Annotated in this window: 17 protein-coding genes; 8 read left to right on the forward strand and 9 right to left on the reverse strand. The window is 41.8% G+C overall.

All coding sequences use genetic code 11. From position 1 onward, the window contains the following. Positions 1–4: 4 nt before the first annotated feature. Positions 5–1,849 carry an exodeoxyribonuclease V subunit alpha gene (recD, locus tag L3J70_05885; protein ID MCF6235890.1) on the reverse strand — a complete coding sequence of 615 codons (1,845 nt, stop codon included), beginning with the start codon at positions 1,847–1,849 and terminating at the stop codon, positions 5–7. 4 nt (positions 1,850–1,853) lie between these two features. Further along, complete coding sequence (gene recB / locus L3J70_05890; GenBank protein ID MCF6235891.1) at positions 1,854–5,429, reverse strand: exodeoxyribonuclease V subunit beta; 3,576 nt, start codon at positions 5,427–5,429, stop codon at positions 1,854–1,856. Positions 5,430–5,909: 480 nt separating this feature from the next. On the opposite strand from recB, the gene L3J70_05895 reads away from it, so the two are divergent. Together L3J70_05895 and L3J70_05900 are read left to right on the forward strand one after the other, a co-directional pair. Then, positions 5,910–7,082, forward strand: coding sequence for an ATP-binding protein (locus tag L3J70_05895; protein ID MCF6235892.1), 1,173 nt, complete (start codon positions 5,910–5,912; stop codon positions 7,080–7,082). Then, positions 7,072–7,698: a response regulator gene (locus tag L3J70_05900; protein ID MCF6235893.1), complete on the forward strand. Its 627-nt coding sequence runs from the start codon at positions 7,072–7,074 to the stop codon at positions 7,696–7,698. The genes L3J70_05895 and L3J70_05900 overlap by 11 nt, the downstream gene beginning before the upstream one ends. Positions 7,699–7,718: 20 nt before the next feature. Here the strand turns inward: L3J70_05900 and L3J70_05905 are convergent, their stop codons facing one another. The 7 genes from L3J70_05905 to L3J70_05935 all read right to left on the reverse strand — a co-directional run bounded on the left by L3J70_05905 (position 7,719) and on the right by L3J70_05935 (position 11,940). Continuing rightward, positions 7,719–8,318 carry a TatD family nuclease-associated radical SAM protein gene (locus L3J70_05905; GenBank protein MCF6235894.1) on the reverse strand — a complete coding sequence of 200 codons (600 nt, stop codon included), beginning with the start codon at positions 8,316–8,318 and terminating at the stop codon, positions 7,719–7,721. A 111-nt stretch (positions 8,319–8,429) separates the two neighbouring features. Further along, complete coding sequence (rpmG, locus tag L3J70_05910; GenBank protein MCF6235895.1) at positions 8,430–8,585, reverse strand: 50S ribosomal protein L33; 156 nt, start codon at positions 8,583–8,585, stop codon at positions 8,430–8,432. A 9-nt stretch (positions 8,586–8,594) separates the two neighbouring features. Further along, positions 8,595–8,831, reverse strand: coding sequence for a 50S ribosomal protein L28 (rpmB, locus tag L3J70_05915; protein ID MCF6235896.1), 237 nt, complete (start codon positions 8,829–8,831; stop codon positions 8,595–8,597). A gap of 138 nt (positions 8,832–8,969) precedes the next feature. After that, positions 8,970–9,647: a DNA repair protein RadC gene (gene radC / locus L3J70_05920; GenBank protein ID MCF6235897.1), complete on the reverse strand. Its 678-nt coding sequence runs from the start codon at positions 9,645–9,647 to the stop codon at positions 8,970–8,972. Between the two features lie 12 nt (positions 9,648–9,659). After that, a complete protein-coding gene (locus L3J70_05925) occupies positions 9,660–10,043 on the reverse strand; it encodes a hypothetical protein (protein ID MCF6235898.1) in 384 nt (127 codons plus the stop codon). Positions 10,044–10,077: 34 nt separating this feature from the next. Beyond that, positions 10,078–10,668, reverse strand: a complete 591-nt coding sequence (locus L3J70_05930) for a GspH/FimT family pseudopilin (protein MCF6235899.1) — start codon at positions 10,666–10,668, stop codon at positions 10,078–10,080. A gap of 93 nt (positions 10,669–10,761) precedes the next feature. After that, the gene (locus tag L3J70_05935; protein ID MCF6235900.1) at positions 10,762–11,940 is read right to left on the reverse strand and encodes a pyridoxal phosphate-dependent aminotransferase; all 1,179 of its coding nucleotides are present in this window, start codon (positions 11,938–11,940) and stop codon (positions 10,762–10,764) included. Positions 11,941–12,015: 75 nt separating this feature from the next. Between L3J70_05935 and uvrB the strand changes: the two genes are divergently transcribed. From uvrB to L3J70_05965, 6 genes are all read left to right on the forward strand, one after another. Then, positions 12,016–14,031, forward strand: a complete 2,016-nt coding sequence (gene uvrB, locus L3J70_05940) for an excinuclease ABC subunit UvrB (protein ID MCF6235901.1) — start codon at positions 12,016–12,018, stop codon at positions 14,029–14,031. Positions 14,032–14,111: 80 nt separating this feature from the next. Then, positions 14,112–14,378, forward strand: coding sequence for a YcgL domain-containing protein (locus tag L3J70_05945; GenBank protein MCF6235902.1), 267 nt, complete (start codon positions 14,112–14,114; stop codon positions 14,376–14,378). A 6-nt stretch (positions 14,379–14,384) separates the two neighbouring features. After that, on the forward strand, positions 14,385–15,170 hold the full coding sequence (tatC, locus tag L3J70_05950; protein MCF6235903.1) for a twin-arginine translocase subunit TatC: 786 nt from the start codon (positions 14,385–14,387) through the stop codon (positions 15,168–15,170). Between the two features lie 55 nt (positions 15,171–15,225). Beyond that, positions 15,226–16,104, forward strand: a complete 879-nt coding sequence (gene asd, locus L3J70_05955; GenBank protein ID MCF6235904.1) for an archaetidylserine decarboxylase — start codon at positions 15,226–15,228, stop codon at positions 16,102–16,104. Between the two features lie 283 nt (positions 16,105–16,387). Next, positions 16,388–20,431, forward strand: a complete 4,044-nt coding sequence (locus tag L3J70_05960) for an FG-GAP-like repeat-containing protein (GenBank protein ID MCF6235905.1) — start codon at positions 16,388–16,390, stop codon at positions 20,429–20,431. Positions 20,432–20,604: 173 nt separating this feature from the next. Beyond that, positions 20,605–23,604, forward strand: coding sequence for a chitobiase/beta-hexosaminidase C-terminal domain-containing protein (locus L3J70_05965; protein ID MCF6235906.1), 3,000 nt, complete (start codon positions 20,605–20,607; stop codon positions 23,602–23,604). The last annotated feature ends 300 nt before the right edge of the window (positions 23,605–23,904 follow it).

A 23,904-nucleotide genomic window follows, 5' to 3' on the forward strand; every position in this document is an offset into this window, starting at 1 on the left:
TCTATTACAACTCGCTGAGTGCATGCCAAAGTGCATCTTCCAGCCCTGATGTTCGCTCTGTTGTGCGTTTAATTGCTATTTTTAATAAGTTTTCTGAGCTATATAGCGTTGCTATTTTTTTAGCGCGTGTAATGGCAGTGTAGATTAATTCTCGTGTTAATAGTGGTGTGTCCACTTCAGGGAGCACAATAGATACTTTATTAAACTCTGAACCTTGGCTTTTATGGATAGTCATGGCATAAACAGTTTCATGAGGAGGTAAGCGTGAGGGGAGAATTTTGCGTATGGTGCCGTCTGGCTGAGAAAAAAATACTTTTAATTGATGATCAGAATATGAGTCAATTTGTGTGATGCCTATATCACCATTATAAAGTTTCAGGTTGTAGTCATTACGCGTGATCATCACGGGTCGGCCTGCGTATGAAGGTGTATTAGCTGCTGGGATTAGTCCGGCTTTTTTTAATGCCACTTCCACTTGTGTATTCATTGCTTTGGTGCCGGATGATCCTTCACGTTGTGCACATAAAATACGAAACCGATTAAACTGTTTCAAGGCTTCTGAAGCAGTTTCTGCTTGAATGTAAACTGAATAAGCTTCTGCGGCTGACTTTGCAAGGGCAGAAAGCTGGCTCACTGAGCTTTCATGAAGGTGAATATCATTATACTTTTCTAAATTAAGAATCTTGAGTGCCGTCTCTGTATGGCCTTGGTTGATTGCTTGAGCCAACTGGCCAATTCCACTCGTATCGTTAAATCTGTAGCTTTTTCGCAGGAGTGCAATATGGTCACCAAAACTGGATTCTGGATGAGTACTGGGTATTTTATGCGCAGTCAATTGAGATAGAGTGTGGCAAAGCGATTCAGAATAACCTTTGTGCGGTTCACTACCGCAGATATCACCCAAAACACTGCCGGCTTCTACTGAAGAGAGTTGATCTTTATCACCTAATAAAATAAGGCGGGCATCAACGGGCAGTGCCGCGACTAATCGAGCCATGAGCGGCAGGTCAATCATTGAGGCTTCATCGACAACCAGCACATCCAAGTGTAATTGGTTATTTTTATGATAACGAAATTCCGTTTGATTCGGAATAACACCTAATAAACGATGAATTGTGGATGCTTCTTCTGGAATGATTTTTTTGATGGAATCACAATATTTAATATTTTCTTTGGCTTGCTTTATTGATTCATTTAAACGTGCAGCGGCTTTTCCTGTGGGAGCAGCAAGTGCAATACGACAGGCGGGTTGTTGTTGTGCTAATAGCAGCAGTATTTTTGTGATGGTTGTTGTTTTTCCAGTCCCTGGTCCACCTGATATGACTGTAAAGCGTTTCAATACGGCAGTGGCCGCTGCTATTTTTTGCCAATCAGGCTTGTTATTTGACGTGACAGGAAAAAGTTGTTCCAGGTTCTTTTTCAGTTGATCAATATTGAGATCGGAGACAGGTTTGTGAGTACGGTTTAGCAGGTTTTCAGCCAGTGATGATTGAAAAAAGTAATAACGACTGAGGTAGAGCCGGTTGTTGTGATCAAGTATAAGAGGGGAGTGCTCTCTAGGGGAGCCTGTAACACCGCTGGCATTTAAAGTGGATATTAAGGTATCAATATCAGGTGCTTTTATTGTTTTAATATCATCATGTTTTTGTGTGTTAAATAATACCTGATCGGCGATATTATTGAGTTCAATGCATATATGGCCTTCCCCAGATTTTTGACTGAGTAAGCTGGTTAGGAGCGCCAGAGTGTTTGATGGGTTTGTTGCTTGTTCATTAATAAAGTGAGCAAAATGCAAATCAAGCTGACGAATTAAACCGAGTCGAGCTAACTGCCTGAGCTGTTTTAGCATGAAATCAGAGTTCCTGGTTTTTATTTTCTGTAAATAGTTGATCTAATGACTGAATCAGACTCAAGGGTGGTTTGTCATGAAAAATGCCCGTTACGTTACCGTTTTCTGGTGACATTCCTCTTAAAAATAGATAATAAACACCGCCGATATGCTGTTTGTAACAATAATCAGGAAGGCGTTGTTGCAAGTAGCGATGCAAAGCAACGGTATAAATCAGGTATTGCAGGTTGTAGTGATGCTCTTCAATGGCTGAGTTGAGTTGAGTTGAGGCATAATCCTCTAACTGATTCCCTAGGTGGTTTGATTTATAATCAACAATATAATATCTGTTATTGTGCTCAAAAATCAGGTCAATAAACCCTTTTAGCACGCCTTGCATGGCCGGGAAGTTCAAAGTTGTTCTTATGTTTGTGTGGCGCATCAAAAGCTTATTTAATTGATTCGCATTAAACTGTGCCAAAGGAAAATAAAACTCCATTTCAACTATTTTTTTTCTATTCGCAATATTTTTTAATTTGATTGCATTAAGTGAATCGTTTGTAGCATTGAGTGGTGTATTTAATATATCCGAGACCCAGCTTTCAATAACAGGTGTCCATGAAAGATCGAAACCATACTGGGTTAACTGACGAATGACACTCTGATTTAGTGACGACTCTGTTATATTTGTAAAGTCGAGTCGTTCCAGCAAACTATGCAGAAATATTCCAGTATGGGCTCCTTTGGGAAACTGAAATCTGGAAAAGGGGTCAGCCTCCTTAGATTCTTGATAAATTAGCGTACTCTCTGGTGACATTTGAATCAAAGGGGACTGACCTCTTTTCTCGGTGAGCGCTGAATAACTGGTAATACGCCACTGTCTGTTTATTGTGCTATTAAATAGTCTGGCTTTATTGTTTTTTTCTATGGGTTCAATAGAATGATAGAGTTTTTCTTCTGGCTCAGGCAGTCGATTGACCTGAATCGCATCGGGTGCTATTTTTGCTAATGCTAATAATTGGCTCTTGATATCTGCATCAGTCAGTTCGTTAAAGTTTTTGAGCTCGCCATGCAATAAATAACCAAGTGCAGAGTTTTCTGCGCCCTTGATTTTCCCCCACGCGATATAACATAAATATTTTGCACGAGTGAGTGCAACGTAGAGTAAGCGAACCTGCTCTGCAAGCTCTTCTTGTCTGGTCATTTCACGGTGCTTCTCTTTGTCTTTAGAGTTAATGTCGACACAGAGTTGATTGTTGATTGGTTCATGGAAAATAACAGACTGGTTTTTATTCTGAGCTCGTGCGCTCCAGATAAAAGGTAGAAATACGACTGGGTATTCAAGGCCTTTACTTTTATGAATGGTGATGATTTTAATGAGTGATTCATCACTTTCCAGCCGCAATTGCTGCTCTTCATTTTCATCGAAATGAGTACGATTAAGGTCTAACCAACGCAGCAAATTTTCCATACCTGGCTGTGCTATGGCAGCATTTTGTAACAGCTCAGCAAGATGCAGAAGATTGGTGAGTGAACGCTCACCATCACTCTTTTTTAATAGTCTGTCGGGAATACCATACTCCTGTAATAGTTGCTGAAACATGACGATAAATCCATGTTCTAGCCAGCTTTGGTGGTATTTTTGTATTTGCAATAAAATCCTTTCCCATGCATGGTCACTATGGTTCATTGCTTCAAGCTGGTGAGCACTCCAGCCCAGCAGTGGCGTGCAAAGTGCGGCACGAAGCAAGCGCTCGTTACTGGGTTCAATAATTGCAAAGAGTACTCGATAGAGTGCGTTGCACTCGGGTGTGTTGAATACATTTTCTCTGCTGAGGCAAACGCTGGCGACTCGATATTGTCGCAAGGCATTTTGCATGACCTGTGCTTCAGTATGGCTGCGTACAAGAATGGCAATGTCTTGTGCTTGAAGAGGTTGTTTACCAATGACGGCTATACTCTGGTCACCTTGTGTCAATAGTTTGGTTATCTCTGATGCACAGCTTAATGCAATCTCTTTTTTTGCAATATTGGCTGGAACAGCTTTACTATTATCACTTTCTACTTGCCAAAATTGTACTGGCACGGGAGGAAATTTGTCGATAATAAGTGGCTCTTTATCGCTTTCCCCCGCCGCTTCGACAGCAATAAACGGGATATCTTCACTATATATAAAGGGTGAACCGGATTGCTCAAACAGAGTATTTGTGGCGTGAACCATTTTTTGAGTTGAGCGCCAATTAGTGCCTAGTGTGTGGCAGTTATTGGGGTTGTTAATAAACTTTTTGGCCTGGATGTAGGTGAAAATATCGGCTCCACGAAAGCTGTAAATGGCTTGCTTGGGGTCGCCAATCATTAACAAAGTGCTGTTTGGCTGTCTGTTTTCGGGCGAATTTGAGTAGAGAGTTTTGAATATTTCGTACTGCAGTGGGTCGGTATCCTGAAATTCATCAATCATGGCTGCGGGGTATTGGGCTCTTATTTTTTTAATAAGTGTTGCCCCAGCATCCGTACTTTTAATCGCATTGTTGAGTTGTAAGAGCAAGTCATCAAAAGTCAGTTGAGATTTTTCCTGTTTACGTATAGTCCACTCGCTTTTAAAATATGTAATAGCTTTTTGTAAGAGTATTAGGTGAATTTCTGTGCGTATTGACTCAATCAACGCTATAAATTCAGCGCAGTGCTTGAAAAAAATATGCTCAGGAAGCTCAGCTCCTTTTTTGAGTGAATGCTCAATTTTAGTGATAGAAAAAAGTTCGAATTTTTCGGGTGGATTTAACAGGGTTGTGCGATTTGAAAAATATTTTGTGGTATTGGAAATGTATGTGGGTAAACTCTTATTATAAATATTACGCTTTAAGTTTGTTGAGTTTAGCAGGTAGTCGCAAATGACCTCTTGCTCAGTATGCCAGATATTTTTGAGTGGCTCGAAAAGTGAAGTGGCTTTTTTGAGGCAGTCAGTTAAGCCAGATAATGACGTTGTGGGTAAGAATTTTATGTTTGTATGTTTGACGTATGGAGATATTTTTTCCCATAATCCAGCCGGTGTTTTCCAGGTTGATTGGGCAAATGCAATCAATTCGGCAGGTGCATCATAAAAGGTGATACGCCAGAAATCTTCAATGATTTGTCGAGTCAGAGTGCTTTCGTTGGTGAGCAGTTCAGTATCAAATAGTGTGCCGCTTTCAAAGGCATTTTCCTGAAGCATGCGCTGACAAAAGCTGTGTATGGTGAATATTGCGGACTCATCCATGCGCTTGAGTGCATCGTTTAACTGGACGAGTGCTTGTTGTTTGTTGTGGCAACTCTGTAGGAGTTTAGTCAGTGCAATATCAGTGCTGTGACCTTGGAGCAACAGTTCGCGAGCATCTTTAATGCGACGACGAATACGATCTCGCAACTCTTCTGTTGCAGCTTGAGTGAAAGTGACCACAAGGATTTCATCGACTTGCAATGGCTGGTTTTTCTCTTTATCGAGTAAATTGCCCAGTAAAAATCGCAAGTAGAGTGTGCTGATTGTGTAGGTTTTTCCGGTACCAGCAGAGGCTTCAATCAGGTGAAGACCATTTAATGGAAGTGTTAATGGGTTGAGTGTTTGCATGATGCAAACGTGACAGGAAAGGTAAAATGAGTCAAGAAAAAAGGTTTGGCAAAGTAAAGCCACTCGATAACCCAGCTGTGGGAGGGTGAATTACCGGATGAACTTTTTTTCCAAACCTTTATATAAGCTCCGCTTCAGTATCAATACCATCATCTACCTAACGGTATGTTCCTTCTCCATGACTTTTTATTATTTTTCCATTTAATTGGGCTAATTAGAGCATGGTTTTGGAATGGTGGGAATAAGGGTTAATACTTAATTTTAAGATGATAGTTAACTTTCAGTTATACATAAGTGTAAATTTATCACTTAAAATTTTAAAGGAAATGTACTATTATGCTCACTATAAAGGCATGTTATCTATTTTTTAAGATAAACGAATAAATTTAAAATCCTCCTAAATATACATATTTTACGAGTAAAAACAATAGTATAGGCCATTCATATGGAGTTGTAGGAATAACTTAGTACAGGTACTTAATGTTTGAATCCAAGCCACTGCTATGCGCCTCCAAAAAAAATGTTCATCAGTCTGAAGAACTTGAAACAACTGACCTGAATGATAAACTTATTCTTAAAAATATTCTCTATTCTGCTGACTCTGCAATTATTGCGACAGATCTAAACTATCGAATTATTTATTCTAATCCTGCGACTGAAAAAATATTGGATTACCGTTTTGATGCTTCCAGTAAAAGTTTAATTACAGATGTTTGTTCCAGACTTGCTTTAGAGCCGGAATATCTAGAGAAAATTACAGATGAAATTCACACTGAAGGGTCGTTTCAATTTTCCATCAAACTTGATAAGGGAGATGCCCTTAAATGTATTGAGTGTAAATTTTCTGGGATATGGAATGAACATAGAGTATTAATTGGTTTTTTGTTGATGGCGCAGGATGTAAGTGAGCGTGAGAAAGGTTTTTCTGTGATCAGAGCTCACCGTGCGGAGTTGGCTCAAGTTGCGCGCTTGAATGTAATGGCTGAAATGGCTTCCAGTCTGGCGCATGAACTGAATCAACCGCTGACTGTTATTTCCAGTTATTGTGATGCGGCACTGAATTTGATTGATAATGATAATGTGCCTTGTTCTGACCGTGTAATAAACGCACTAAGGCAAAGTCGCTCTCAGGCATTGCGAGCGGGTGAAATTATTAGAAGTATCCGTCAATTGGTACGTAAAGAAGAGGGTGAACGTCGATCGGTTAATATTAACAATTTGCTCGGTAATGTTATTGAATTAGTCGAGACTGATATTCATGATCAAAAAATAGTTTTACGGTGCTATATGGATTCTGAATTGCCTTGGGTTTCTGTCGATGGAATTCAGGTTGAACAGGTTATTTTAAACTTATTGCGTAATGCAGTGGAATCAATGGAAGCGTATGGTGAGTTGATTATTTCTACGGCGCTACATGAGGATGGAGAAAAAATTATTATTTCAATTCTAGATGATGGTGCTGGTTTTTCTGAGGAAATAAGTGACCGGCTATTTGATCCATTTTTTACAACTAAGGCGAATGGCCTGGGAATGGGATTATCGATCAGTAAAAATATTGTAGAGGCGCATGGTGGAAGTTTATGTGCTGAAAACATTCGGCCTCATGGTGCTCTTTTTTGTTTGACGTTACCGGTCGCTGTTAATGGAAAATAATCAGTCAACTGTTTTTCTGGTCGATGACGATCATGCTGTGCGCGGGGCGATTGAGCTGTTTCTTCATACAAAATACATTGCAGTAGAAACATTCTCTTCCGCACATGATTTTTTGGAGCGCTATGATAGCAATCAGGCTGGCTGTCTTGTTCTGGATGTTCGTATGGCTGGAATGAGCGGTTTGGAGTTACAAGATCTGCTTGTTGAAAAAGGAGTTAAAATTCCTATAATATTTATGAGTGGTCATGGGGATATCTCAATGGCAATGCGTGCATTTAAGGCTGGAGCTGTAGATTTTTTAGAGAAGCCATTTGACAATGACAGGCTGTTTGGCTGTGTTAACGATGCATTTCAGCGTGACATAGAGTTTCGTGAAGAGGATTGTTTGAAGAGAGGGGTTATGTCGCGTTATGAGCAGTTAACTCCGCGTGAGCGCGAAGTGATGGCGTTGGTGGTTAATGGTCTTAGTAATAAAGAGGCTGCACGAGTATTAGATATAAGTCATCGTACTGTTGAGATACACCGCCGTCGAGTGATGCGTAAAATGGACGCAGGATCAGTATCTGATCTTATGGGGAGTGCTATGGTGGGTGGGGTGTATAAACAGATATCATAATCTGTTTCTTGGGCAGTTTCCTAGCCAACAATATCCAGCGTTCGCTGACGAAAACCAACCCCAAGCTGTTTAGCAAGATTTTCGCAAGCATCAATATCTAAACCTTCAAGTCCATGAATGGCGGTGACAGTCACTTCGGGTACGTATTTGGGGGCTAGTCGTAAAAAATCGAGCACGGCATTGAATGACCCTTTGAGTGCCGGTTTGCAATGTTGATTGTAAACCGTTTCATTTTGACCGTTGAGTGAAACAGATAGCGCGTCAACTAATCCTTTAAATTCAGGTAATACATTACGTTTATGAAATAGGTTGGCGAGTCCGTCAGTATTGATACGTACTTTTCCTCCCTCTTTTTTGATGTGTTCGGCGACAGTGAGTAGTTCTTTTAATCTGAGAGTGGGTTCGCCAAAACCGCAAAATACAATAGAATCATAGTTTTTTGGATTGCCAATACTCTCTATGATTGATTCAATTTCGGGGCGTTGTTCCAGTGTCAGATCAAAATCATGAACCTTTTTGATGCCTTGTGTTTTAGGGCAAAATTTGCACTCCAGCGTACAGCGATCAGTGATGTTTAGGTAAAGGTTGTTGTTTATGCGATAGGCTATGGTTTGGTTCATAATATTATTTGAATATCAGTACGATTAAAAAACCCGCTACAAACAAGCGGGTTTTTTAGAATAAAACTTTAAGGAGCCTCTGGTCGACTCAATCAGAGGTTCCTTCAGCAATCATTTGATTTTTGCTTCTTTGTACATCACATGCTTACGAACAACGGGATCGAACTTTTTAATTTCGAACTTGCCAGGCATGTTACGTTTATTTTTTGTTGTCGTATAAAAGTGACCTGTTCCAGCTGAAGAAACCAGTTTGATTTTCTCACGCATAATATTCTCCTAGACTTTTTCACCACGGCTGCGGATTTCAGACAGTACGGTGTCGATTCCTTTTTTATCAATAATACGCAAACCTTTAGGGGTGATGCGCAAACGAATCCAGCGATTTTCGCTCTCAACCCAAAAACGGTGAGAGTGTAAATTGGGCAGGAACCGACGACGAGATTTGTTGTTGGCATGGGATACATTGTTCCCAGTCATCGGGCGCTTGCCGGTGACCTGACATACTTTGGACATTTATACGGTCTCCAAAACAGACTTAAAAAATATGTAACTATTCAGATTACAATCTGAATAGTTACAACAATAAAATATAATATTAGTTACAGTTTAGATTTTTAGAGCAAAACGAAGCTTTATATCAAATATCTGTGCTTAAATCAAACCACGTTCAACAAATGATACCGCTTTGTTGTCACCGATGACAAGATGGTCTAGTAATCGAACATCAATGAGTGCCAGCGCCTCTTTAAGGCGTTGGGTGATCACTTTGTCGGCATGGCTTGGTTCGGCAACACCCGACGGGTGATTGTGCGCGATAATCACAGCGGCTGCATTATGTGTTAATACACGTTTGACGACTTCACGAGGGTGAACACTGGCGCTATTAATTGTGCCTTGAAATAACTCTTCAAAACAGATCACACGATGACGGTTGTCTAGAAACAGACAACCAAATACTTCATAGCTGTAGTCTCTGAGTCGTGCAATCAGGTAGTTATGAGTATCTTTTGGGTTACTTAATGTGTCGCCTCGCTGCATCGACTCTTTTAAATAGCGGCGACCCATTTCCAGTACGGCCTGCAATTGTGTGTATTTAGTGGGGCCAAGTCCAGGTGCCTGGCAAAATCGTGTGATGTCTGCATTAAACAAAGCGCGTAATGAGCCAAATTCATTGAGCAGGTCGCGAGATAAATCGACGGCTGTTTTTCCACGGATTCCTGTGCGGAGAAAAATGGCAAGAAGTTCTGCATCTGAAAGTGCATTGGAGCCACGTTTTAAAAGTTTTTCACGCGGTCGCTCTTCAATGGGCCAATCTGTAATGGGTGGCATATGACCTCCTTGTCATGATGCTTTCATTGCTGTTTTTAGGTAACGTTGAAGTGCGAAAGAAAACAGCTTGTTATCCTGAGGGTGTGTTGAGTCAAACTCAATTCCCAAGCGGTATTGGTTTTTTTGACCATCAACAGGAGTGCACCAACGAGCCGCTCCATGAACGCTTAAGTGAAGTTCAAAAGCTTTAAGCTCAATGGTGACAGGAGTTTCTATTGTGATGGGTTGATTGCATTGTGTGCCTAGCCCATAGCATTGTACACCTAACCCATAGTTAGATAGATCAAATGCCCCACTGATTGATTGGCTCGTATGTTTGAATTTTAGGTAAATAACATTGCTCGTTTTTTTTATTTGAAAATTACTCCGGTAATAATTCCGTTTTTCCTTGGACATAATGCCTGATCTCTCCTTGAAATCATGGGGCTGTTCAGTTTGTCTGGTTACAGCTTACGGGGTCACCATTTACCATTGTGGGTGATGAGCGTGCTCTCCCTGTTCGAGCAATGATAATCGCACGATTATATCGGGACTTTCCTGAACATAATGTGAATGTACCATTGTTGCTAGTGATTCCTGTTGAATAGAAACTTAAAAAATAGTCTGTTCGGAAGCCATGATATTGCAGGTTGTTACCTCCTTTAAATGAATTTTGAGTTCGAATAATGAGTTCGTTCGTATCTCTTTTATTATTGTGATTGCTATCACTAAAAATAATCCAGCCTGATTGCCATTGTTGGGTGCGACTGCAGTGTGTGCCGTTATTGCTTTCACATAAAATAACTTTGTTGTCGCGTTTAATGGCTTCGGAGCGAGCCAGGTTAATATCAGCAATCAGAGAGTTGATTTGGCTGGTTAGATAGTTTTTTGTGAAAAAAGATTGCAGGGGCGGGAGTGCCGTTGCTGTGGTGATTGCGACAATAGCAAGCACAGTCAGGAGCTCTATTATAGTGAACCCATAATCACAGGCCGTTGGATCGTGAAAGCTCCGACGGCAAAAATTTTGGGTTTTGACATCCATGTCTTGCCCTTTGTTAGCCAATTAATATCCGTAATATGTGACACTTATCACAAAAAATCAAATTTAATTGATTTTTTGAACATTGGTTTTTTATTATTTAAGTAATTTTTTTATTCTGAATAGTGCTTTCTCTAAATTTTCCATGCTGGTTGCAAAAGAGAGTCGCAGATACCCTGGTGCTCCAAATGCTGACCCTGGCACTAAGGCGACCCCTGATTTTTCTAGAATATATTCGGCTAATTCAACATCATTATTGATATCTTTAGTTGCGTTTATTGTTGCTTGAACATTGGGGAATGCGTAAAAAGTTCCTTGAGACTTCAGGCATTCAAAGCCATTAATTTGGTTGAGCTCATTGACAACAAAATCATGACGATTTTTAAATTCAGCTAACATCATTTGTATACAGTTTTGCTCGCCTTCCAAGGCGGCTTGTGCAGCAATTTGAGAGATAGACGCTGGGTTGGAGGTGCTTTGTGACTGGACTTTTTTCATTGCTTGAATGAGGTTGACTGGGCCCGCGGCATAACCGATACGCCAGCCAGTCATTGCATAGGCTTTAGAAACTCCATTGAGCACAATGCTGCGGTCATATAGCTCAGGACAAGCCATCACAATATTGCTGAAGGGTTCACTATTCCAATAGATATGTTCATACATATCATCAGTTGCAATGATGATATGAGGGTGGCGTTTCAGTACTTCAGCTAATGCAATCAGTTCTGCGCGGCTATAGACGGATCCCGTTGGGTTTGAAGGGCTGTTGATGACGAATAGCCGAGTGCGTTCAGAAATTGTATTTTCCAATTGCTCGGGTGTGATCTTGTAACTTTGTTCAATGCCGGCTTCAATAATGACAGGTTGGCCATCGGCCAATAGCACCATGTCAGGATATGAAACCCAATAAGGTGCAGGAATAATAACTTCATCACCTGGATCAAGCAGTGCTTGCACCAAATTATAAAAACTCTGTTTTCCGCCGCATGAAACCAAAATTTGATTGAGTTCGTAATTCAGACTATTGTCGCGCTTGAATTTATTTATGATGGCCTGCTTGAGTTCAGTGATACCATCAACGGCTGTATATTTGGTGAAGCCTTGATGGATTGCTGTGATAGCTGCTTCTTTGATGTGATCTGGCGTATCAAAGTCAGGTTCGCCCACGCCCAAAGCAATGATGTCTTTGCCCATGGCCTTTAGAGCTGCTGCATGCGCGGTCACAGCGAGAGTAGGGGATGGCTTTATTCTTTTGACACGTTCTGACAAGTGCATGATTTTTCCGATCAAATTGCTGAGCTATGTAGGTCGCTAAATCATATAACAATAAGCCGATAATCAAAATCCTTTATGAATAAAAAATTTGAATTAGTTTCAGCATTTCAACCCTCAGGTGATCAGCCAACTGCAATTGATACGTTGGTGAATGGTCTCAATGATGGTTTGATGTATCAAACGCTGCTTGGAGTCACAGGCTCAGGTAAAACGTATACGATTGCCAATGTAATTCAAAAGGTGCAGCGGCCTACAGTGATTATGGCGCCCAATAAAGTTTTGGCGGCACAGCTTTATGGTGAAATGAAAGCATTTTTTCCAAATAATTCGGTTGAATACTTTGTCTCTTATTATGACTATTACCAGCCAGAAGCGTATGTGCCGGCATCTGATACCTTTATTGAGAAAGATGCTTCGATTAATGACCATATTGAACAGATGCGGCTCTCTGCGACAAAAGCACTTCTAGAACGACGCGATACTATTTTAGTAGCTTCAGTATCCGCTATTTACGGCTTGGGTGATCCAAAATCTTATATGAAGATGATCATGCATCTGGATCGTGGCGATATTATTGATCAACGTGAAATTCTACGCCGGCTTGCTGATCTGCAATACAGCCGCAACGATGTTGATTTGCGGCGAGGAACCTACCGTGTTCGAGGGGAGGTGATTGATATCCATCCGGCAGATTCTGAACATGATGCTGTTCGCATTGAGCTGTTTGATGACGAAATTGAGTCGCTGGCCTGGTTTGATCCTTTGACCGGTGAGGTGTTGCGCCGAGTGCCGCGTTTAACAATTTACCCTAAATCTCATTATGTGACACCACGTGAAACCGTGCTCTCAGTGATTGATCTGATTAAAGTTGAATTAAAAGAACGTTTACTGCAGTTAAATGATGCTGGGAAGCTAGTGGAGGCACAGCGTCTGGAGCAGCGGGTAAAATACGATATTGAAATGATGGTCGAGCTGGGGCATTGCTCGGGTATTGAAAACTATTCACGTTACCTTTCAGGACGGGAATCCGGTGAAGCGCCCCCGACACTATTTGATTATTTGCCAGATGATGCGCTGCTGGTCATTGATGAAAGTCATGTGACGATTCCTCAGATTGGTGCGATGTATAAAGGTGATCGCGCACGTAAAACCAATTTGGTGGAGTATGGTTTCCGCCTACCTTCCGCGCTGGATAATCGCCCCATGCGTTTTGACGAATTTGAAAAATTATCGCCACAGTCAATATTTGTTTCAGCAACGCCGGGGAAATATGAAGCAGAGAATGAAGCGGCTGTTGCAGAGCAAGTGGTGCGTCCAACAGGTTTGGTTGACCCTGAAATTGAAGTGCGACCAGTGGGCACGCAAGTGGATGATTTGTTATCTGAAATTAATAAGCGTGCCCCGATAGGCGAGCGCGTATTGGTCACAACTCTGACGAAACGCATGGCAGAAGATCTGACGGACTATCTGAATGAACATGGTGCCAGAGTACGTTATCTCCATTCCGATATTGATACGGTGGAGCGTGTCGAAATTATTCGTGACTTACGCCTGGGTAAATTTGATGTGCTGGTGGGTATTAACCTGTTACGTGAAGGTCTGGATATCCCCGAGGTGTCACTGGTTGCGATTCTTGATGCAGATAAAGAAGGGTTCTTGCGTTCAGAGCGCTCGTTGATTCAAACCATAGGTCGTGCTGCACGTAACCTTAATGGCAAAGCAATTTTGTATGGGGATAAAATAACGGGATCAATGCGTTACGCTATTGATGAAACAACGCGTCGTAGAGCGAAGCAGCAGTTACATAATAAACAGCATGGTATTACTCCCCAGAGTGTGAAAAAAGTGGTGTCTGATATTATGGAAGGGGCTTATGCCAGCAGTTCAGGGTCATCTGCAAAGCGCTATGCTTCTGTTGCAGAAGAGATCATTGAGTATGGAAGTCTGTCACCTGCAGCGCTGCAGAAGAAAATTAAAGCGTTGGAAAAAAAGATGCATCAACATGCGCGTGACCTTGAGTTTGAGGAGGCTGCATGTGTGCGTGACGAAATTCATAAGGTTAAAAAAGCAAATATGGGGTTGGTTCATTAAAATAAATTTTTTGACTTTTAGGTGTTGGAACGCATAATACGTGGTAGATGAAATTTTTAAAGAGATTAAAAGGTGACTGTATGAAGTGCGTTGTTTATAAAGGCCGAAAAAAATATGACACCTACCTGTTTGTTGAGCAGGAGGATGACTTTTCACGCATTCCTGAGTCATTATTAACGATGTTGGGTGAGCTGGAATTAGTGATGTCTGTAGAGCTGACAGAAGATAGAAAGCTGGCCTGTGCCGATGTTGCTGATGTTAGCAAGCAGTTGCGGGAAGAGGGGTTTTATCTACAGCTTCCACCGAAAACCTATTTACCCAATATGATTCCTTCTATGGCGCATTAATAGGCTATGGAAGAAAAAAACCAACATCAACCTGACTTAGACTCATCAAGCGAGGTCAGAGTTCTGCCGTTTGTCGCACATTTGGTGGAGTTGCGGAATCGGCTGATAAAAATACTTTTGGCGGTATTACTCATTTTTATAGCACTTTTTCCATTTGCTAATGATCTTTACACGCTGCTTGCTGAGCCGATCATGCGCTATTTGCCAGAAGGTAGTACCATGATTGCAACGGGAGTGACTGCACCCTTCTTGACCCCCTTTAAATTTGCATTGGTTTTGGCTGTTTATTTGGCAATACCGGCTATTTTATATCAGGTGTGGGCGTTTGTAGCGCCTGGTTTGTATTCAAAAGAGCAGCGATTGATTTTACCTTTGGTTATTTCCAGTACGTTACTGTTTTATGCTGGAATGGTATTTGCCTATTATGTTGTTTTTCCAGTTTTATTCGGGTTTTTCATGGGAACAGCCCCCGAGGGTGTTGCTGTCATGCCCGATATTGCAAACTATCTGGATACGGTGTTAAAGCTATTTTTTGCTTTTGGCTTGGCATTTGAAGTGCCGGTTGCTGTGGTGCTATTAGTTCGCATGGGAGTGACGAGCGTTGAAAAATTGAGCACTAAACGCCCTTATATTATTTTGGGAGCATTTGTTGTTGCGATGTTACTGACACCGCCTGATGTTATTTCTCAAACATTGTTAGCGATTCCAGTTTGGCTGTTGTTTGAGCTTGGACTGCTTGTTTCTCGATGGGTCACGCCGGTTAAATCTATAGAAAAATCGACACAGGATTGAAATGGAAGAATATAAAACAGTGAGTAATTCTCTAAAGGTATCTTTTATCACAAAAGTGACTGACGCTCTATTTTCATTACCTCAATATTTATTGCCGCATCATGCTTTGTCGCGTTTAGTCTATCGGGCAACCCAGATAAAAGTGGTGTGGTGGAAAAATGGCTTTATAAAGAATTTTATCAAACTCTATAAAATTGATATGCAGATTGCCAAAGAGAGTGATCCCACGGCATACGAGAATTTTAATCAGTTTTTTACTCGCCCCCTTAAACCAGAAGCGCGCCCGATAGCAGAAATAGAAGGGGGGGTGATTTCTCCAGTTGATGCCGTTGTCAGTCAGTTCGGCGCGCTGGTGGGTGATGGAGGAAATTATCTGATTCAAGCCAAGGGGCATGACTATTCGGTGGACTCTTTACTCGGAGGCGGCTCCAAATGGGTGTCAAAATTCCAAGGCGGGGAGTTTGCAACGCTCTATTTATCACCGAGTGATTATCACCGCATTCATATGCCTCTGGAGGGTCGTCTATTAGAAACCATCTATGTGCCGGGTCGCTTATTTAGCGTGAACCAGGCAACGGCACGTTCTATACCATCACTTTTTGCTCGAAATGAGCGTCTGGTGACAATTTTTGAAACAGAAGTGGGGCCGATGGCACTGGTTATGGTCGGAGCACTCTTTGTATCAGGTATTGAAACTGTTTGGGATGGTGGTATCTCACGCCCCCCCGCAAAGAGTGTTCAACGTAAGGCTTACGGTGAGGGTGAGTCGGTTGTCTCTTTGAAAAAAGGCGAAGAGTTGGGGCGTTTTAATATGGGGTCTACAGTCATTTTGTTGTTTGGCGCTGATCAAATTAAATGGGCGGACTCGATTGAACTTGAAGAAAAAGTTCATATGGGGCAGTCGTTGGCTCAAAGAAAACAAAATGTGTTATAAAACGTATTCTTGACTTTATTCATAGGTTTAGAGCAAAATCTTCAAATCACTCTTGTTTAGTCACAATAAGGCATTAGTAATTTTGATCTGAATATTTCCAGGGAAGGAGTGATATATATAGGAAATTAAAGCATGATGCAGTCAGTCAATGACTCTTTCATGCTGATGTTTTTGGAAAAAATTAAGTGTTTAGTAAGTGATTTAACGTATAGGCATTGAGTTTTAACGATGTATTCTTTGCTTAATAACTGTTCGAATAAATATATTAAGAGACTTGCGTATTATGTACTATTTTAACAAGAACAAGAATAAAAAAGCTGAATTTAAACCAATAAAATATATCAGCAAATTATCTCTTTCACTTGTCATAGCAACATCACCTGTCATAAGTCATGCCGTTTTTGAAGCGAATCCTGCTGGGGAAATTTCTCTGGCGGGCGCTAAAAATGGAGGGGTGGCCTGGAGTGATTATAATAATGACTCTTGCCTTGATATCTTGGTGAATGCTGGCAATGTTCAGCTTTTGCAGCAAGACAAGGCTGATGGAATCTGTATGGGTACTTTTAGTATTGCTCGTACTTTTGGCTCTCCAACAGACGATCTTCGCTCTGTCGTCTGGGGCGATTTTAATAATGATGGGTATACTGATTTTGCTGTTAATAAATTTAATCAGCTGGTGATCTATAAAAATGTTGATGGTACGGCGGCATCGTTTATTGACGTATTAAATGAAGATCCCGGTAACTCTGAGGGGTTGGGCTGGCTTGATTATGATGCGGATGGTGATTTAGATCTTTTAGTGCAAAATCAAGAGATGGGTACGTACCTTTATAAGAATAATGGTAATGATGTTTTTGTTTATTCCAGTATTCACTCAGCGAATAAACTTGGTGATTATTTGGCCGTCACTGATTTTGATGTGGATGGTGATGTTGATGCCTATATTCGTCGAGATGGGCGAGCCAATAATGATGCACAAATAGATCTATATGTTAACGACGGTACCGGCACCTTCTCACTCAATAATACAGTCAATGAAAACTCACCTAATAATAATAAGGGTGGGGCAGTTTTTTGTGATTTTGATAATGATGGTGACTTTGATCTGGCTCGAACAGAGGGTGGTCAGCAGGGAATTTTTGAGCAGATCAATGGTGAATTTTCTTTAAAAACAGAAACAAGTTTTTCTGGTCGTTATGAAAGTATTGCTTGTGAAGATGTCAATAACGATGGTCTTGTTGACCTTTTTTTAGGCGGCGAAGTGAGTACGTTGTATCTTAATAATGGTGACTTTTCTTTTACAATAGATAACCTGAATATCGCTGAAAATGGGGGTGTTGGCAAAGGAAGCGCCTTTGCTGATTACGATCGTGATGGTGATATGGACCTGTTGATTAATAAAAACAATGCACCAACAGAGCTTTGGAAAAACCTGAAAAATGATAAAAATTACCTTCAGGTTCAATTAACAACAAATAATCGTGATGCATTAGGAGCCACGGTTCGCTTGTATAATGCGGATACAAATGAAGCGGTCTCTGGTGTGCGAGAAATTAATGGCGGTATGGGGTGGGGAAGTCAGGCTGCACCTTTTGCTCATTTTGGCGGTATTGATCCAGAAAGTACTTATATTGTACGCGTGAAATTTGTTGGTGGAGAGACCGCTGATCATCCGGTTTTGCCTAGCAAACTATGTGATTATCAGTTGCTATCAATTGATAGTGATGGCAGTGATAATTTGCGTGAGTGTACTTCTGATACCGATGGTGATGGTATCAAGGATGACGTTGATCTGGATGATGATAACGATGGCATTACCGATGCAATAGAAGGTGATGGTGGAGTGGACACCGATAAAGATGGTGTGCCTGACAGTCGTGATTTAGACAGTGACAATGATGGTTTGTATGACCTGACTGAATCAGGAGCCGATCTGGCGCTGGTACTGGATAACGACAATGATGGCCGTATCAATGGAGATGTGGGCGCTAATGGTTTGCCAGATTCTGTAGAAACTGCACCAGAGTCTGGTGTGGCTAATTACAATAATGGTCAGCCGGTAGATACCGATGGTGATGAAATTCCTGATTTTCGTGATCTGGACTCAGATAATGATGGCATTCCTGATGTAACTGAAGCTGGCGCACAAAATCCTGATAATAATGCATTTATTGGCGAGGGCGCGCCACCTGTTGTAAATGCGAATGGTTTAGCTGAAGGTGCCGGCGTGACACCTTTGAATACTGATCGTGATAATGAAGTTAAAGAGCAAGCAGCCAATGTTCCCGATTACCGTGATTTAGACAGTGACAATGATGGTTTGTATGACCTGACTGAATCAGGAGCCGATCTGGCACTGGTTATGGATGATGACAGTAATGGCCGTATTGATGGCGATGTAGGTATGAATGGTTTGCCAGACTCAGTAGAGACTGCGCCAGATTCTGGTATGGTGAATTACAATAATGGCCAGCCTGTTGATACCGATGGAGATAAACTGCCAGATTATCGTGATCTTGATTCTGAAAATGATGGCATTCCTGATGTGAGAGAAGGGGGTGCCAATGATCAGGATCTTGATGCTAATGATGGCCGCATTTATGGCTTTATAGATGGGAATAGTGATGGGCTTGATGACAGCATTGGAAACTCTCCATTACCTGTCCCTGATACCGATGGTGATGGAGTTTCAGATTATCTGGATTATGATTCAGATAATGATGGCCTGAAGGATCTGGTTGAAGGTGGTGGAATTGATGTAGATAACAACGGTCTCGTTGATGAAATGGTAGATATCAACACGGATGGCTATGATGACCAGCTTGCAATTACTCCGCTAACAATTCCTGATACAAATGGCGATACAATCCCTGATTTTCGTGATGCTAAAGAACGGGTAGTAGATCCACCACCTGTCGTTGCAAATTATTCAGAGCTGGAAACAGGTTTGAAAGGTGTTGGCGGAGTGGGTGCAATGAGCCCTGTATTTCCATTGTTATTGATTGTTTCACTATTTTGTTTAGTGATGCGGAGCAAATCAAAACTCAGTGGTATGAAAGCTTTAAGTGGCTCGGTGTTCGCTGTGGTTCTAGGTTCAGGCACTCTGTGGGCAACACCCGCAAGTGCTGAAGCGGCAGAACTTGATATGCCTGATCACCAGAGTTCTAGTCAGCGTGTATTTGAATGGCAAAGCCGCTGGTATGGTGGTTTAGGGATAGGCCTCTCTAATCTGGAGCCTGATTCGAACGGAACAGTTTACTCTGTTGAAGATAAGCGTAGTCAAGGCGGACGTGCCTTTATTGGTTATGACCTGTTTAAACGCCTGAGTCTGGAAGGCTATTATTCTGATCTTGGGGAAGCCAAAATAGCTGGAGTAGGAGCGATTCCAGGGGGTGCGATTGAGTATCAGGATGTAGGTTTAAGTGCCTTATATTATCTATATAAGCAAAACCTGAATCATGAAGGTTTTGGCTTGTTCGGTAAAATGGGCGCGGGTCGGATGAGAAACCAGTCAGACTTACCATTTAATCGCCTTAAGGACTACCACCTGTTATGGGGAGGAGGCATTGAGTATGCGTTTAAAAATGGTTTGGCCTTACGGGGTGATTTTGACTTTTATGACAAGGATTCTCAATTCGTTACGGTGAGCTTGATGAAACGCTTTGGTGATCTCAAACCTGTTCCCGTTGTTGTACCATTACCGGAAATTAAAGATAGCGATGGTGATGGAGTTGTAGATGAAAAAGATAGATGCCCTGATACAGTTGTTGGTGCAGTCGTTGATATTCACGGATGTGAGCTAGATACTGATAAAGATGGCGTTGTTGATCGCTTGGATCAATGCCCGAATACTCCGCAAGGAACTCCTGTTGATGCAGTCGGTTGTCCATTAGATAGCGATGGTGATGGCGTAATTGATGCAAAAGATCGTTGCCCTGACACTCGTGCGGGAGCCAAAGTTGATGAGCATGGCTGTGAAATCAAAGAAGTTATTGTGCTTAAAGATGTACACTTTGATACGGATAAAGCAGTACTAACTGATGCAGCACTACACATTTTAAGTGAAGTAGAAGAGACATTGCGTCAGAACCCTGAATTGAATGTCGATGTGATTGGGCATACCGATAGTCGTGGGGGTCACTCTTATAACCAAAATTTATCAATATTACGTGCAAAATCTGTACGTAATCATCTGATTGCTGCGGGTATAGCGAGTGAGCGTTTATTCATCAAAGGTTTCAGTTTTGATAGACCAGATGCTGATAATTCAACCCCAGAAGGACGAGCAAAAAATCGCCGCGTTGAGTTAAATGTTGTGGATCAGTAATATCACTGAAAATGTGTAATTTTTGAAATAAAAAAGCTTGGCCGCATATCATATGTAGTCAGGCTTTTTTTATATCGCACTCAGGTATTACTTACTATTTAACAGGCTACTATCAGTGCCTTATCCATAACGGGATACAAACCAATCTATTTTGGGAAAGAAGAGAGTGTGCTATGTATAAAATGACGAAAATAATTCTTACTTTTTTATTGCTGTCCACCGCCGTGTCAGCAAATATCGTATTGGCAAAAGCTAGTCTTGTTATAGGCAGTATTGCAGCGAAGCCAGGTGATACGATCAATGTTCCAGTCCACCTCTCTCATGATGGTAGCGCTGTAGCACTACAATTTGACCTCTTATTTGATCCTTCTCAATTAACATCCATGTCTGCTTCGGTTGAGGGAAACTCAGGAAGTAGTCATACGATTCAATCATCACAAATACGCCCTGGAGTGCATCGTGTCCTGATTGCTGATACATCTAAAAACAATATTCTTGGCAACGGCATTGTGACCCAACTCTCTTTTAAGGTTCACAATAATGCCAATGTTAACAATAAATTGCTTGATTTAAGTGGTGTAATAATCAGTAATAATCAAGCTATGAAAGTTATGCCTGATCGCTTGCTTAGTGGAGCAATTACAATCGGTGATACCCCAGATTCTAATTTGGAGCCTGAGTTAAATGAGGGCATAAACCTCAGTGAAAATGAACAAGCCACACAGGCTATTGCCCCCCAAATCAGCCCTGCTGGAGGCAGCTATATCATACTTGATAAACCTTTGGTGACGTTGGGCAGTGCAATCCAGAGTGCAAATATATATTACACACTAGATGGCTCCACACCTACAACGGCCTCATCGCTCTACAATACCCCGTTGGCTATCAGTGAAAGTGTGACGTTAAAAGCGTTCACTGTCGCACCAGGCTACCGAGATAGCTTGGTGACCAGTGTCAGCTTTAGCATTACTGAAAGCGAGACCCAGTCAGGAGATTGGAGCAGTGATGCCATTCAACCTTCAAGTAACCCATTCTTCTGGAAGTATAAAGGCAATCAAGTCTTCTTGGTCGGGGCGTCTGATGATGATGCGCTTTTTAAGTGGGATCACAGTGATATGGTGGCTCACCTGAATTTACTTCAAGCTACAGGGGGTAATTTCATTCGTAATGTTTTGAATTATGCTGAAAATAATGTCGATGGACGTGATAGCGGTGCGAATAATATACAGCCGCATGGCTCATCCAATGGCGTGTTTGACCTCAATACCTTCAACCCATCTTACTTTAATAGATTAGAAACATTTCTATATGAAGCTCAGCAGAGGGATATTATTGTTCAGGTGACATTATGGGAAGGCTTTGATTTTATTAATAAAGAGGCCTCATACAGCCTCAAGTATCACGATTTATCATGGAATCCAGCGAACAATATCAACTATACCTCTGCCGCCAGTGGTATGGCTGAAGTAAATGAATCTTACTTTCCCTTCCAGTCTGAATTTCCTAATAAAATTAAATTTTTTAACAGTATTCCAAGCGTAGATAACAATACGATGTTACTGGGATATCAGAAGCTGTTTGTCGAAAAGGTTCTGGAAAGCACGTTAAAATTTAATAACGTCACCTACAATGTTCACAATGAGCGTCACAATCCAATCCCTAAAGCCTGGGCTGACTATTGGGTGGGGTTTGTTAAATCTTATGCTTCATCTCAAGGTAAAACGATTTATATCGCGGACATGGGGGATAAGTACTATGCGAACCACCCAACACAGAAAGAAATTTTAGACACGGAGGTGAACGGACTTTATGAGATTTCTCAAATCGCACACCTTGGAGGACAGCTTCAGTATGACCAAACTCTCTATGCTCGTAATAGACTGATTGAAAATAATAACCGCAAGCCGATCAATGCTGAAAAAATATACGTATCGTCCAGTGCCAGTACATCCCCTGGCCAACATGATGATGAAGATAAATTATGGCGATTTGTCTTTGGCGGAGCAGCGGCGGTTCGTTTTCACCGGCAAACCGATAAGCCCCATGGTTTTGGTTTAACCTACATTCCACCCTCAGAATCAGTACCGACCGCGCAGCCTCAAATTAAAAGTATGAGGATGTTTGTTTCCGATATTGATATTTTCAGCATGCAACCCAACAATGCCAAACTCAGCGGGCGGGCGACGAACGAAGCATATTTGCTGGAGAATGATTCAGCTCAGTATGCGATCTATTTTACCGGTGTATCAGATCAATCCATCCAGTTAAACCTTGGCGGGGAATCCGGGGATTTTACAGTTGATTTGCTGGATGTGAGAAATTCTCAGTGGATACGTGGTTATACAACGGTTCAAGGGGGCGGGTATGTCACTCTTGCCACACCTGACAACAGTCAATATGTCATCGTAATTAAAGGGGCTTACACAGAGGAAACATCACTGTCAGGCAATGGATCTTTGCTTGCCGGTTACACCTTTAATGAAGGCTCCGGTAACATGATTCGAGATGTATCCGGCAATGGTAGTACTCCCCTGAATCTAAATATTGAAAACGAAGCACTTGTGCAGTGGGTTGATGGTGGGTTATTTACGCACCCCGGTGCCCGTATCAGAAGTGTTGGTGCGGCCTCAAAAATCAGCAGTGCGATTATGGCTAGCCAGGAATTTACCGTGGAAGCATGGATCACACCTGCAACCACTGAGCAAAGTGGCCCGGCTCGCATCGTCAGTATTTCAAAGGATCAGAGTGCCCGTAACCTGACTCTGGGTCAGGACAATGATCGTTATATAATGCGGGTACGCCGTAACAAGAGCGACCTCAATGGGGCCAACACTCCGGTCACCACTGAAAGCGTCATTGATCCGAATGCTCTGGCAGTGCAGCATGTCGTATTTACCCAGGCGGAAGATGGAGAGGGTCGGCTCTATGTCAATGGCACCCTGCAGAGTTCTCTGAACTCAGGTGAAATTGATTTCACGCAATGGAATCTTGATTACTCACTGGTATTAGCCAATGAAATTGACAATGAAGAAGATGTCAGGCTCTGGAGCGGAACATTCCATCGCATCGCCATTTACGACTATGCTCTGGATACGGCTCAGGTTACGCAGAACTACCTCGGTGGTGCAGAAAGCGAAGACGGTTTTGGGTCTTACGGGAATGCAAAAAAATAGCCTATGGAATCAAAAAAGGGGTCAGTACCCTTTGGTAATAAAAAGAGAAAATCGGCTCGCCCCTGATGTCCGCCTACCGTTTGAATAAAGCTTTAAAGAAATGGCAGGTGAAAAGCTCATCGATGAAATACGAGTATCAGTACAAACTGGCGCACCTATGGGGAGCGAGCGATTCAAGAATGAAATTGAAAAACTACTCGGCATAAAAGTAGGCCAATCAAGACGGGGCGACCAATCAAGATTGACGAATAAAAGGGCTATAGATCATTTAAAGGGTACTGACCTCTTTTTCCTTTGAAC

Source organism: Gammaproteobacteria bacterium (genome assembly GCA_021648145.1).
Classification (GTDB): domain Bacteria; phylum Pseudomonadota; class Gammaproteobacteria; order JAADGQ01; family JAADGQ01; genus S141-38.